General features: G+C 55.4%; 11 protein-coding genes. 4 read left to right on the top strand and 7 right to left on the bottom strand.

Annotated features, from left to right (window positions below; translation table 11 throughout):
- The first annotated feature begins 258 nt into the window (after window positions 1–258).
- From L383_RS19330 to L383_RS19340, 3 genes are all read left to right on the top strand, one after another.
- Window positions 259–1,332, top strand: coding sequence for an acyltransferase family protein (locus tag L383_RS19330; RefSeq protein WP_023332714.1), 1,074 nt, complete (start codon window positions 259–261; stop codon window positions 1,330–1,332).
- Between the two features lie 149 nt (window positions 1,333–1,481).
- Complete coding sequence (mfd, locus tag L383_RS19335) at window positions 1,482–4,928, top strand: transcription-repair coupling factor (RefSeq protein WP_023332713.1); 3,447 nt, start codon at window positions 1,482–1,484, stop codon at window positions 4,926–4,928.
- Window positions 4,929–5,076: 148 nt separating this feature from the next.
- Window positions 5,077–6,042: a L,D-transpeptidase LdtC gene (locus L383_RS19340; protein ID WP_023332712.1), complete on the top strand. Its 966-nt coding sequence runs from the start codon at window positions 5,077–5,079 to the stop codon at window positions 6,040–6,042.
- 73 nt (window positions 6,043–6,115) lie between these two features.
- Here L383_RS19340 and bhsA read toward each other — a convergent pair whose 3' ends face one another.
- Window positions 6,116–6,373: a multiple stress resistance protein BhsA gene (bhsA, locus tag L383_RS19345; RefSeq protein WP_023332711.1), complete on the bottom strand. Its 258-nt coding sequence runs from the start codon at window positions 6,371–6,373 to the stop codon at window positions 6,116–6,118.
- 244 nt (window positions 6,374–6,617) lie between these two features.
- Here bhsA and comR point away from each other — a divergent pair, with 244 nt between their 5' ends.
- Entirely contained in the window at window positions 6,618–7,253 is a 636-nt protein-coding gene (gene comR, locus L383_RS19350) for a TetR family copper-responsive transcriptional repressor ComR (protein ID WP_014883400.1), read from the top strand.
- Between the two features lie 59 nt (window positions 7,254–7,312).
- On the opposite strand, the gene L383_RS19355 is transcribed toward comR, so the two are convergent.
- From L383_RS19355 to lpoB, 6 genes are all read right to left on the bottom strand, one after another.
- Complete coding sequence (locus L383_RS19355; protein WP_008500779.1) at window positions 7,313–7,852, bottom strand: glycine zipper 2TM domain-containing protein; 540 nt, start codon at window positions 7,850–7,852, stop codon at window positions 7,313–7,315.
- Between the two features lie 193 nt (window positions 7,853–8,045).
- Window positions 8,046–9,350: an NAD(P)/FAD-dependent oxidoreductase gene (locus tag L383_RS19360; RefSeq protein WP_023332710.1), complete on the bottom strand. Its 1,305-nt coding sequence runs from the start codon at window positions 9,348–9,350 to the stop codon at window positions 8,046–8,048.
- Between the two features lie 237 nt (window positions 9,351–9,587).
- A complete protein-coding gene (ycfP, locus tag L383_RS19365; protein ID WP_014883398.1) occupies window positions 9,588–10,130 on the bottom strand; it encodes an alpha/beta hydrolase YcfP in 543 nt (180 codons plus the stop codon).
- Window positions 10,131–10,164: 34 nt separating this feature from the next.
- Window positions 10,165–11,190, bottom strand: a complete 1,026-nt coding sequence (gene nagZ, locus L383_RS19370) for a beta-N-acetylhexosaminidase (RefSeq protein ID WP_032629195.1) — start codon at window positions 11,188–11,190, stop codon at window positions 10,165–10,167.
- Window positions 11,191–11,201: 11 nt separating this feature from the next.
- The gene (gene thiK / locus L383_RS19375) at window positions 11,202–12,026 is read right to left on the bottom strand and encodes a thiamine kinase (RefSeq protein ID WP_023332708.1); all 825 of its coding nucleotides are present in this window, start codon (window positions 12,024–12,026) and stop codon (window positions 11,202–11,204) included.
- Window positions 12,007–12,654, bottom strand: coding sequence for a penicillin-binding protein activator LpoB (gene lpoB / locus L383_RS19380; RefSeq protein ID WP_014883395.1), 648 nt, complete (start codon window positions 12,652–12,654; stop codon window positions 12,007–12,009). Before lpoB ends, thiK begins: the two co-directional genes overlap by 20 nt.
- Between the last annotated feature and the right edge of the window lie 10 nt (window positions 12,655–12,664).

Below are 12,664 nucleotides of genomic sequence, written 5' to 3'. Positions count from 1 at the left end.
GAAATCCGTCTGTTTGCTGATAGCAGACCCACGAGTATATAAGCGAATCCGTTAAGCGTAAATGACTGAAACCGTAAGCTTTGGTAATCATTTTTCTGAAAAATTCAGATAAATCAGCGTGCTATTGTCTGAATTGTCGCCTCGCAACCTCCACCTTTTCCGAAAAACCTCCTGATACAGACTGTTACCCGTTACATCCCGGTTTCATTTCAGAACAATTGCTCGTTCGTTTATGGCAATTTAAGGTAGTCGCGAACAATGAAGCAAAAAGCATTATGGATTAACCAGATAAAAGGGCTGTGTATCTGCCTGGTGGTTATCTATCATTCGGTCATCACCTTTTATCCGCACCTGAGCGGGCTGCAACACCCGCTATCCGGCCTTCTCGCGAAATGTTGGGTCTATTTTAATCTCTACCTCGCCCCATTCCGCATGCCGGTATTCTTCTTTATCTCCGGCTATCTGATCCGTCGTTATATCGATGAGGTGAACTGGCGAACCAGTCTCGACAAACGGATCTGGAGCATTGTCTGGGTTCTGGTCCTGTGGGGGATTCTGCAATGGCAGGCATTGACCCACCTGAATGCCTGGCTGGCGCCCGACCGTGAGCTTGCCACCTCCTCGAACGCGGCCTACGCCGATTCCCTCTCAGGATTTGTACGCGGTATGCTCACCGCCAGCACCAGCCTGTGGTATCTGTATGCTCTGGTCGTCTACTTCACGCTGTGTAAACTGCTGAGCCGCTGGAAGCTACCGGTGCTCGGGCTGCTGGCACTGGCGAGCGTCGCGATCAACTTCCTGCCGTTGCCGTGGTGGGGAATGAACAGCGTAGTACGCAACATGATCTACTACAGCCTCGGAGCGTGGTATGGCGCAGAGCTGATGGCGTGGATGAAAAGTTTTAACCTGCGCCGCACGTGGCTGGCGACAGGCGCGTTCTCCGCCGTCTCCGTGGTGCTGTGGTTTGCTAACGTTCCTCTCCTGCTTTCCCTGCTGTCGATTGTGTTGATCATGAAGCTTTTCTACAGTATTGAGCTGCGTTACGCCGTGCATCCCAACAATCTGCTGAACGTGATTGGCTCCAACACCATTGCGATCTATACCACCCACCGCATCCTCATTGAGGCCTTCAGCCTGTTCCTGATTGGCGAGATGAATGCCGCATACTGGCCGGTCTGGGCAGAGCTGTGCTTAATTCTGGTCTATCCGTTTGCCAGCCTGCTTATCTGCACCCTTGCCGGGCTCGGGGTGCGCAAACTCTCCACCGCGCTGTTTGGCGATCTTTTCTTCTCTCCTCCGTCAACGCTCTCCCTGTCGCCGTCCACCCGCTAATGCCCTCTCCGCCCCCGTTTTGGGGGCGGAAAGTCACCCCGTGCGGTTACAATTTGCTTATGTAAAACGATCGAGGATAATAAAGACATTGCGTATCAGTGATATGCCCCAATACTGTTGGTATATCCATAAGAGACTCTGACATAGCCATGCCTGAACACTATCGTTATTCCTTGCCTGTCAAAGCGGGCGACCAGCGCCAGTTGGGTGAACTTACGGGCGCGGCGTGCGCCACGCTGGTGGCAGAAATTGCTGAGCGACACCCCGGCCCGGTGGTGCTTGTTGCCCCGGATATGCAAAATGCCCTGCGCCTGCACGACGAAATCCGCCAGTTCACCGATAGCCTGGTGTTCAGCCTGGCCGACTGGGAAACGCTGCCGTATGACAGCTTCTCTCCGCATCAGGAGATCATCTCCTCGCGCCTGTCGACGCTCTACCAACTGCCGACCATGCAGCGCGGTGTGCTGATTGTGCCGGTGAATACCCTGATGCAGCGCGTCTGCCCGCACAGCTATCTGCATGGTCATGCGCTGGTGATGAAAAAAGGCCAGCGCCTGTCCCGTGATGCCCTGCGCGAGCAGCTTGACGGTGCCGGCTATCGCCATGTCGATCAGGTGATGGAGCACGGGGAATACGCAACCCGTGGCGCACTGCTTGACCTGTATCCTATGGGCAGCGACCAGCCGTATCGTCTCGATTTCTTCGATGATGAAATTGACAGCCTGCGCGTGTTCGACGCCGACACCCAGCGCACGCTGGAGGAAGTAGAGTCCATTAACTTACTGCCCGCGCATGAATTCCCGACGGACAAAACTGCCATCGAACTGTTCCGCAGCCAGTGGCGCGATAAGTTCGACGTGAAGCGTGATGCCGAGCATATCTATCAGCAGGTCAGCAAAGGCACGCTCCCGGCCGGGATCGAATACTGGCAGCCGTTGTTCTTTAACGAGCCGCTGCCTGCCCTGTTCAGCTACTTCCCGACAAATACGCTGATTGTGAACACCGGCGATATCGACGCCAGCGCCAGCCGTTTCGAAAGCGAAACCCGCGCCCGCTTCGAAAACCGGGGCGTTGACCCGATGCGTCCGCTGCTGCCGCCGGAAGCGCTGTGGCTGCGTACCGACGAACTCAATGCGGAGCTGAAGCACTGGCCGAGGATCCAGCTCAAAACCGATTCGCTTGCCGATAAGGCCGCCAACACCAACCTCGCCTTCCGGACGCTGCCGGACCTGGCCGTTCAGGCGCAGCAGAAATCGCCGCTGGATAATCTGCGCAAGTTCCTGGAGTCCTTTACCGGCCCGGTGGTGTTCTCCGTTGAGAGTGAAGGCCGCCGCGAAGCACTCGGCGAGCTGCTGGGGCGAATAAAAGTTGCGCCGAAACGCATTCAGCGCCTGAGCGACGCGGCCGGAAACGGCCGTTATCTGATGATTGGTGCCGCCGAACACGGGTTTATTGATACGCTCAACAACCTGGCGCTGATTTGCGAAAGCGATCTGCTGGGTGAGCGCGTCGCGCGGCGCCGTCAGGACAGCCGTCGAACCATTAACCCGGACACGCTGATCCGTAACCTGGCCGAACTGCATCCGGGCCAGCCCATTGTTCACCTGGAACATGGCGTTGGGCGCTATCAGGGAATGACCACGCTGGAAGCCGGCGGCATCAAAGGTGAATACCTGATGCTGACCTACGCCAACGACGCCAAACTGTATGTTCCGGTCTCATCCCTGCATCTGATCAGCCGATACGCGGGTGGCGCGGAGGATAACGCCCCGCTGCACAAGCTGGGCGGCGATGCCTGGGCTCGCGCGCGCCAGAAAGCGGCGGAGAAAGTACGCGACGTGGCGGCCGAGCTGCTGGATATCTACGCCCAGCGCGCGGCCAAAGAGGGCTTCGCCTTTAAGCATGATAAAGAGCAGTACCAGCTGTTCTGCGACAGCTTCCCGTTTGAAACCACGCCGGACCAGGCCCAGGCCATCAACGCCGTACTGAGCGACATGTGCCAGCCGCTGGCGATGGACCGCTTAGTCTGCGGCGACGTCGGCTTCGGCAAGACCGAAGTGGCGATGCGCGCCGCCTTCCTGGCGGTTGAAAACAACAAGCAGGTGGCGGTGCTGGTGCCGACCACCCTGCTCGCCCAGCAGCACTTCGACAACTTCCGCGACCGTTTCGCCAACTGGCCGGTGCGCATTGAGATGCTGTCACGTTTTCGCAGTGCCAAAGAGCAGACGCAGATCCTCGAACAGGCAAGCGAAGGCAAAATCGATATTCTGATCGGTACGCACAAGCTGCTGCAAAGCGACGTGAAGTGGAAAGATCTGGGGCTGCTGATCGTCGACGAAGAGCACCGCTTCGGGGTGCGTCACAAAGAGCGGATCAAAGCGATGCGCGCCGACGTCGATATTCTGACCCTGACCGCAACGCCAATTCCGCGTACGCTGAACATGGCGATGAGCGGCATGCGCGATCTGTCGATTATCGCCACACCACCGGCGCGTCGTCTGGCGGTGAAAACCTTTGTCCGCGAGTACGATAATCTGGTGGTACGCGAGGCGATCCTGCGTGAGGTACTGCGCGGGGGCCAGGTTTATTATCTTTATAACGACGTTGAAAATATCCAGAAAGCCGCGGACAGGCTGGCCGAACTGGTACCGGAAGCGCGTATTGCCATCGGCCACGGGCAGATGCGCGAGCGGGAGCTGGAGCGGGTGATGAACGACTTCCACCACCAGCGCTTTAACGTACTGGTGTGTACCACCATCATTGAGACCGGCATTGATATCCCGACGGCGAATACCATCATTATTGAGCGTGCGGATCACTTTGGTCTGGCGCAGCTTCATCAGCTGCGCGGTCGCGTCGGCCGTTCGCATCATCAGGCTTACGCCTGGCTGTTGACCCCGCATCCGAAAGCGATGACCACCGACGCGCAAAAGCGTCTGGAAGCCATCGCCTCGCTGGAAGACCTCGGTGCAGGCTTTGCGCTGGCCACGCACGATCTTGAGATCCGTGGTGCCGGCGAACTGCTGGGCGAGGATCAGAGCGGCTCCATGGAAACCATCGGCTTCTCGCTCTATATGGAGCTGCTGGAAAACGCGGTTGATGCCCTGAAGGCCGGACGCGAGCCGTCGCTGGAAGATCTCACCAGCCAGCAGACCGAGGTCGAGTTGCGTATGCCGTCCCTGCTGCCGGATGATTTCATTCCTGATGTGAATACCCGCCTGTCATTCTACAAACGCATTGCCAGCGCGAAGAATGAAAATGAGCTGGAAGAGATCAAAGTGGAACTGATTGACCGCTTTGGCCTGCTGCCCGATGCGGCGAGAAATCTGCTGGATATCGCGCGGCTGCGCCAGCAGGCGCAGAAGCTGGGGATCCGCAAACTTGAAGGTAATGAAAAAGGCGGCGTCATTGAATTCGCCGAGAAGAACCACGTCAACCCGATGTGGCTGATTGGCCTGCTGCAAAAACAGCCGCAGTATTTCCGCCTGGATGGGCCAACCCGTCTGAAATTTACCCAGGAGCTGGCGGATCGCAAAACCCGTATGGACTGGGTGCGTAACTTTATGCGGCAGCTCGAAGAGAACGCGGTCGCGTAATCTGACCTCCCCCCGTTAGCCAGTGCTGCCGGGGGGACAATTTACAAACTCTTTGCACTTCACCCGATCTTCCCGACACACCCTTTCGCCATAATTATCATTAACACCTTATAAAACAATAACCTTATCATTTATATGGATTATGGTGATGATGACCTCTTCGCGTTTTACCCGCTGGATAACCCTGTTTACGCTGGCTGCCGCCGTCGCGGTTGCACTTCCCGCTCGCGCAAACACCTGGCCTCTTCCACCGCCTGGCAGCAAGCTGGTCGGGGAAAACCGCTTTCATGTGGTTGAAAATAATGGCGGTTCACTGGAAGCGATTGCCAAAAAATATAACGTCGGTTTTCTGGCTCTGCTGCAGGCGAACCCCGGCGTCGATCCGTATGTCCCGCGAGCGGGCAGCGTACTGACGATCCCGTTACAAACTCTCCTGCCGGATGCCCCGCGCGAGGGGATCGTCATAAACCTGGCTGAGTTACGTCTTTATTATTATCCGCCGGGTAAAAATGAAGTGACCGTCTACCCTATCGGTATCGGTCAACTGGGCGGCGACACCCTGACACCGACGATGGTGACGACCGTCTCGGATAAACGGGCGAATCCAACCTGGACGCCAACGGCCAACATTCGCGCCCGTTATAAAGCCCAGGGCATCGATCTTCCCGCGGTTGTTCCGGCTGGCCCGGATAACCCTATGGGGCACCACGCGATCCGCCTGGCGGCATACGGTGGGGTTTACCTGCTGCACGGAACGAATGCCGACTTTGGCATCGGCATGCGCGTCAGCTCCGGCTGTATTCGTCTGCGCGATGACGATATCAAAACGCTGTTCAACGTCGTTACGCCGGGGACTAAAGTGAATATTATCAACACGCCGATTAAAGTCTCTGAGGAGCCGGGCGGCGTACGGCTGGTCGAAATTCACCAGCCGCTCTCAAAAAATATCGACGACGATCCGCAGACGTTACCCATTAACCTGAATGCTGCGATGGTGAGCTTTAAAACGAATGCGAATACCGAGAGCCAGGTGATGGAACGTGCGATGGAGGCCCGGTCAGGTATGCCGACCGATGTCACCCGGCATCACGATATCGTTCAGCAGTCGATGTAAAACAGAACGTAAAACGCCCTGCTTAGCAGGGCGTTTTTTATTGCAGTGGCATAAATGAGGGTTTATGCCCGGCTTATTTGTAGATGACAGCCGTGCCGTGCAGCGTGTTAGGACCGGTCACAGAGGTGATGCGGTAGGATTTTGCACCCATTGCTTCCGCTTTTTGTGCCAGCTGATCTTCCAGTGAACCCAGGTTAGTCCCGGCAGACGCAGAGATCGTCCCGACTTTATGCTGATCGGCTGGCGTTGACTGAACTTGTACAGCAGCAAAGCTTGCGAAAGAAAGTGAACTCAGTACGGCTGCAGCGATGAGGGTTTTTACGTTTTTCATGATGTTTACCTTTGGCAGATGAATTTAGAGGTCGTTAGCGATTTAGTTAACGATCGATAGGTAAATCATAAATGTGATCCAGCTCACGCGTCAACATAATTTTATAATGAGCATTAATTAATTTTTAAAGTCGTTAATTTTCATGCATATATGATTAATTTATTTTTAAGCATTCTGCACTGGTGGTGGGTTGCGTTTATTTTTATAATGGTTATTCAACAAATCAACAGAGGACCAACGGCAAATGACAACCGACGTCACGAGTTGTGCGAAGAAAAGCCGTGGCCGACCAAAAGTGTTTGACAGGGATGCAGCGCTTGATAAGGCCATGACTCTCTTCTGGCAACATGGGTATGAAGCGACCTCGCTTTCCGATCTGGTAGAAGCCACCGGCGCCAAAGCACCGACGCTCTATGCTGAATTTACCAACAAAGAGGGGCTGTTCAGGGCAGTGCTGGACAGATACATTTCGCGCTTTGCAGCGAAACACGAAGCCCAGCTGTTTTGTGAAGAGAAAAGCGTTGAACAGGCGCTACGGGATTACTTCACCGCCGTTGCCACCTGCTTCACCAGTAAAGATACGCCCGCGGGCTGCTTTATGATTAACACCTCCGCCACCCTGGCAGCAGCGTCGAAAGAGATCGCCAATACGGTGAAATCGCGTCATGCCATGCAGGAAGAGACGCTCAGCGCATTTCTGGCTCAACGCCAGCAGCGCGGTGAAATTCCCGCGCATTGTCAGCCGCAGATGCTGGCGCAGTATCTGAGCTGTATTTTGCAGGGTATGTCGATCAGCGCGCGTGAAGGCGCGACGCTGGAAAAACTGCAGAATATAACCGAAACCACACTACGCTTGTGGCCTGAACTCCTCAAAATTTGAGGTAAAAAAAAGCTCCTCAGCCTGAGCGCTTGAGGAGCTAAGTTCAGAGAACATCTTTTTTACACTTTGTTATTCAGTACCAGCTGGCCATTTCCATCCAGTGGGATTTGCGTTCCTGGGTCTTTATCCATACGGATTTTGCCCTGCTGATCGCCAATTTTGTAGGTGACGTCATAACCCAGCATTTTTTCCGACTTGTCATAGACGGTTTTACAACGCTGCTGAGTTGTGGTGTAAGTATCGTTATCCTGCATCGCACCCTGCACCTGGTTGCCGGCATAGCCGCCACCCAGCGCACCAACGACGGTCGCGACATCTTTACCTCGGCCACCGCCAAACTGGTGACCAATTACCCCACCCGCTACCGCACCCAAAACAGAGCCGGCAATACGGTTTTCATCCTGTACCGGACGACGGTGGGTCACGGAGACGTTACGGCACTCCTGACGAGGGGTTTTTACGGTTTCTTTAATGGGAGTAGCAGAAACCACCTGCGCATACTGCGGGCCGCGATCTAATACGTTGAGACTGGCAACAGCAGCCACACCTAACGCCGCTGCGACACCAATCCCTATACCCGCCAACATAGATTTATTCACGGGACTTCCTCCTTTGTTGCTATTGGTAACAATTTTGCAATGAAGCCACGGCTTCGCCAATAAGACAAAGGATCAAAAAGTGGACGCTGGAGAGGGATATATCATGTTTAGGAGAACTCTTAAGCACCTAATCCATGACGGGCAGCATGATATGCTAAAAACTCCCTCCGGAGGGCCCGGAGGGAGTGAAAGATTAGTGGAGTTTAAGACGCGGACGGATGACGCGGTTGATTCTGCCCACCAGCATCATCAGACCCGTTTTGAAGTAGCCGTGCAGTGCGATCTGGTGCATACGGTACAGTGAAATATAGACAAAGCGTGCTATGCGCCCTTCTACCATCATCGAGCCACGCATCAGGTTACCCATCAGGCTACCGACAGTAGAGAAGTTGGACAGCGATACCAGAGAGCCGTGGTCTTTATAGACATACGCCTTCATCGGTTTGCCTTTGTACTGCGCCAGAATATTATGCAGCACCAGGCTTGCCATCTGGTGCGCAGCCTGAGCACGCGGCGGCACAAAGCCACCTTCAGGGCGCGCGCAGGAAGCACAGTCGCCAATCGCAAAGATTTCCGGGTCGCGCGTGGTTTGCAGCGTTGGCTCCGTCACCAGCTGGTTAATGCGGTTCGTTTCCAGACCACCGATATCTTTCATAAAATCAGGCGCTTTGATACCTGCCGCCCAGACCATCAGATCCGCTTTGATGTACTCGCCGTCTTTGGTGTGCAGACCGCCTTCGTCGGCGCTGGTCACCATCGTCTGTGTCAGCACCCGCACACCCAGTTTGGTGAGTTCATTGTGCGCCGCACCGGAGATACGCGGAGGCAGCGCCGGGAGGATGCGTTCACCGGCTTCGACCAGCGTGACGTTCAGCGCGTCGTTTGTTAACCCTTTATACCCGTAGCTGTGCAGCTGTTTCACCGCATTGTGCAGCTCAGCAGAGAGCTCTACCCCCGTTGCCCCGCCGCCGACAATCGCAATGTTAACCTTGCCATTCGCACCCATATTATTGGTGTACTTCAGGAACAGGTTCAGCATCTCCTGATGGAAACGACGTGCCTGGTGTGGGTTATCAAGGAAGATACAGTGCTCTTTCACGCCCGGCGTGTTGAAATCGTTAGAGGTACTGCCCAGCGCCATTACCAGCGTGTCATACGCCAGTTTGCGTTCAGGAACCAGCAGCTCGCCTTTTTCATCACGCAGCTCTGCCAGGGCGATGGTTTTGCTTTCACGGTTGATATCCACCACGGAACCCAGCTGGAACTGGAAATGGTGATTGCGTGCGTGCGCCAGATAGCTCAGCGCATCCACGCCCTCATCCAGCGATCCGGTCGCCACTTCGTGCAGCAACGGTTTCCACAGGTGACTGTGGTTACGATCCACCAGCGTGATTTTGGCTTTTTTACCGCGACCCAGCTTCTTACCCAACTGTGTGGCCAGCTCCAGCCCGCCAGCACCACCGCCTACAATCACTATCTTTTTCAATGGCGTAGTCAACGTGACCCCCTCAAATTATTAACCAATTGTTAATTAAAAGTTATAAAAATAACCCTTAATTAACAACAGGTTACAGCACTGAAACCATTCAGGTGAATTGAGAATACCACGTCAGGCGCATTGGTCATACCAAAATTGATATGCATCAAGTTTTGATGGCTTAAAAGTAGACAATTCTGGACAAAAAGAAACCCGGTACGCATTAGCGACCGGGTTCCGGAGGTGACTGACTGTGGCTTAGCCCAGCGTTTTAAAGGCTTTTATGCGCTGCAGATGTGGGGAGATGTTCTTGAACTTATGGGTCTGTTCTTCATCCCAGACAATCTCATAGTAATGATGCAGAAGCTCCGCAGCCCGGTGGCTGTTGAGCGCCTCATCATTACGCGAAAGGATCACCAGACACCGGTCGCGGTTTTTATCGCGAAAATTACTGACGCACTTGGTGGCAATATCGACGTACTCTTCCGGGCGGTCAATTTTGCCTTCCATGTTCTCATTCGGGAAAAGGTTAGGATTAAATACCACCTGGCGTATGTCGCACAGAAAACCAATCCGCTCTGCCCAGTAGCCACCCAGGCCCACGCCGCAAATCAGCGGGCGATCGTCGATATTAAGCTGCAGCATCTTGTCCACTTCTTTGAGCAGATGCTGCATATCATGCTTCGGATGGCGCGTGCTGTAGCTGATCAACCGGACATCGGGATCGATAAACTGCAGCTGCAACACCTTCTCATGATTACCTGGACTGTTTGAGTCAAAACCGTGTAAATAGATGATCATTGTCTTCTCACCATGCTACGCCTTCCGGGAGGGATTACAGGCTGGCTTTGTGCGCCTGCCAGCGCTCATTCAGGTCTTCAAGCCGGGCGTTGACCGTCTTCCAGCGCGCCGAATCCATCAGCTCCTGACGGCTAAATGAACCTTTATGATACAATTGTGTAACACGCTCTGCATTGATCGGCGACAGGTTATCCAGCACGCTAACAGCCCCTTTACGATTATTGCAGACCAGGATCATATCGCAACCTGCGTCCAGCGACGCCTGACCGCGTTCTGCATAGCTACCCATAATTGCTGCCCCTTCCATCGACAAATCGTCGGAGAAAATCACGCCATTGAAACCCAGCTCCTGGCGCAATACGGTTTTCAGCCAGTGCGGAGAGCCACTGGCCGGCCGCGGGTCGACGTCGCTGTAAATCACGTGGGCAGGCATGATAGCGTCAAGTTTGTTATCGGTAATAAGTGAACGGAACACCGACATATCTTTGGCACGAATTTCCGCTTCCGGGCGCGGATCGCGCGGGGTCTCTTTATGGGAATCCGCCGTCACGGCCCCGTGGCCCGGGAAGTGTTTGCCGGTGGTTTTCATACCTGCATCGTGCATCCCGTCGATAAATCGGGTCGCCATTGCCAGCGCAATACGCGGATCTTCATGGTATGAGCGCTCACCAATCGCGGCGCTGATATGGCCCACGTCCAGCACCGGGGCGAAGCTGATGTCGATATCCATAGCAATCATTTCACTGGCCATCAGCCAGCCCGCTTCCTGCGCCAGTTTTCCCCCCTCTTCCGTCCCGAGCAGCGCGGCGAAAGACTGGGCAGCCGGCAGATGGGTGAAACCGTCGCGAAAACGCTGCACGCGCCCGCCTTCCTGATCGACGGCCACCACCAGATGATTGCGCGATGCCGCGCGGATCTGACGCACCAGCTCGCGCAGCTGCGCCGGATCGTGATAGTTGCGGGTAAACAGGATCAGGCCGCCCACCAGCGGATGCGCCAGAATGTCACGCTCCTCCGCATCCAGCTCAAACCCTTCAACATTCAACATGACTGGACCCACACTCACCTCTCTTATCCTTTCGTTTGTAACTGACGCCAGGCATCGTTTGCCAGCGCAATAAATTGTTTATCTCTGGACTGCTGAAGGCGCATTTCAAACCAGCCCGCCATCAGCATAATGACCCAGGGTCGCCAGCGTCTCACCTGACGAGCCAGCGCGTCGGCGTCAATATGCGCTACTCTGGCATACTCTCTGATGAGCGTCAGCCGCGCGGCGTCACTTTCCGTCCAGACCGCGGCCAGCTCCAGCGCCACATCGCCGTCTCCGGCATATTCCCAGTCAATAAGTCTGGCTCCTCCTGACGTATGCACAATGTTCCCGGCGTGCACATCCATATGTAACGGTGAGAGCCGAATCGGTTGCGGCTCGCCCGCTTTACGCAGCCGTTTGAGATGCGCAAGCCAGACTGGGGTACGTCTTTTCGGGGAGGCTTGCTGCCAGTAGTGCTCAAGCAGCGGAAGTAACGCGATTCGCCACCCCAGACGCTGTTGCTGGTGCAGATGATACAGCATCGCCGCGAGCTCCGGGGTGTCCGGCAGCGCGCTTTTCACCTCGCCCTCAAGATAGTCGACGGCCATCCAGCCCTGTCGGAAAAAACGGGGTTCCGGCACGAGATCCGACGGAAGACGTCTGAGGGCACGAAACTGACGACGAAAATGGAAAGCGGGCGCGAAGGGATCGTGATTATGTCGTAAGACCAGACGGTGCGCGCCCTGCTCCAGAATACAACTCGCGCCGCCAAGCCCGGAGTGGGCCTGCGGCGCGATAAGGCGGTACTGCGGAAAATAGCGCGTCAGGATCGCATCACGCGTGCTGTCATTGTTGCGTAACCGCACCTTTACCTGACCAGATAATTTCGCCTGTCTGAACCAGCATCAGCTGCATCTGCAGGGCTGGGGTATTCACGTTGCCGGTCGCATTAGAGTACAGCACATACTGGGCGCCAACGTTGCGGGCAATCCCAATCGCCTTGCTGCGGGTGCCGAGGCTATCCTGCGGCGACAGGCCGAGTTGCTGTTTGGCCACCGCGAGCTGCTGAGCAGAGACCAGCGTAAACTTGCCGTTGTTCGCCAGGGCATTGCGCAGGGTTTCCGTCGCTTCGCCCGCGTTCAGCGAACCGTTAGTACGGTTGTTAACGCTGTCGACCAGCAGCACGCCGCCTGCCGTCACGCCCTGTGCCTGCAGCATTTTACCGACCATCGGTTGCATTGCACCGTTCCAGTCATAATGGCGCACGCGCGGCGTAGGCTGTGACGTCTGGTCCGGGTGCTCAATTGGACCGGGCTGGGACGGAATAGACGGTACAGACGGCACGGTTGGCTGTGGCTCCGTTGGCGTTGTCGGCTGCTCAGTACCCGGTTTAGCCTCTTCTACAGGTGCAGGCTGTTCAGTACGGGTCACACACCCTGCCAGAAACAGAGCGAAAGCGGTCACGAGCGCATAACGGCTCAAATTTTTAATCAAAGTTCACCCC

Origin of the sequence: Enterobacter sp. MGH 37 (genome assembly GCF_000534515.1) — a bacterium.
In the GTDB taxonomy this organism is placed as follows: Bacteria; Pseudomonadota; Gammaproteobacteria; order Enterobacterales; family Enterobacteriaceae; genus Enterobacter; species Enterobacter kobei.
Note: the sequence above shows the minus strand (reverse complement) of the source record. Positions and strands in the feature narration are given on the sequence as shown.